Origin of the sequence: Mesorhizobium sp. M7A.F.Ca.MR.362.00.0.0 (genome assembly GCF_004023175.1) — a bacterium.
GTDB lineage: Bacteria > Pseudomonadota > Alphaproteobacteria > Rhizobiales > Rhizobiaceae > Mesorhizobium.
Genome location: NZ_RZTF01000823.1, coordinates 283 through 904 on the forward strand (window position 1 = coordinate 283; position 622 = coordinate 904).

General features: G+C 37.1%; 1 protein-coding gene. It reads right to left on the bottom strand.

What is annotated here, in order from left to right:
* Window positions 1-622 (bottom strand): relaxase/mobilization nuclease domain-containing protein (locus EOC06_RS37965; protein WP_206631375.1); only part of this gene is annotated, 622 nt, incomplete at both ends.

Genomic DNA, 622 nt, shown 5'->3' on the forward strand with positions numbered 1-622 from the left:
GAGACAGGTACATTTCAATGCCTTTTTCAGCAAGTAGCTCTTTGTAATTTTCTATGTTATTTGCTCGTTCTTTTGCATACGAGATTGCTTCCCTTATTTCATCCTTCCAAGTAACACCGCCACGAGCTTTAATTCTTTTTTCAGCATTCTTCTCCTGAACATGTTCCCCTTTATAGGATTCTAATGGCTCTATTCCATACTCCTTGCATATTTGATCAGAGATATGACGGAATAAAACTAAGTCTTTATTTTTTTCCATATGGAATTTCCGTCCGTTTTCATAATTAACTGAGTTTGTGACGATATGACAATGTAGGTGCTCTTGGTCGGAGTGAACAAAACAACCAGATTCATGTCCTTTACTAATTTGAGCTGCTAAATTCATCCCTATTTCTAAACACTTTTCGTAGTTATCAGGCGTGTTAGGAAGCTCATTAGGGTGAAAAGAAAGGACAAAGTGCATGGCTTGCCTACCGTCCGTTTTATCAAAGTAATGACGTGTTTCTGCGAAGTCTTCCCTTATATCAGCAATATCACAATTTACCCCTGCTTTTAGAATACATTTGTTTCTGTGTTGTCCTGTTTCTGGATCTAGAATGATTTCCTTTTCACAGTAATGAAT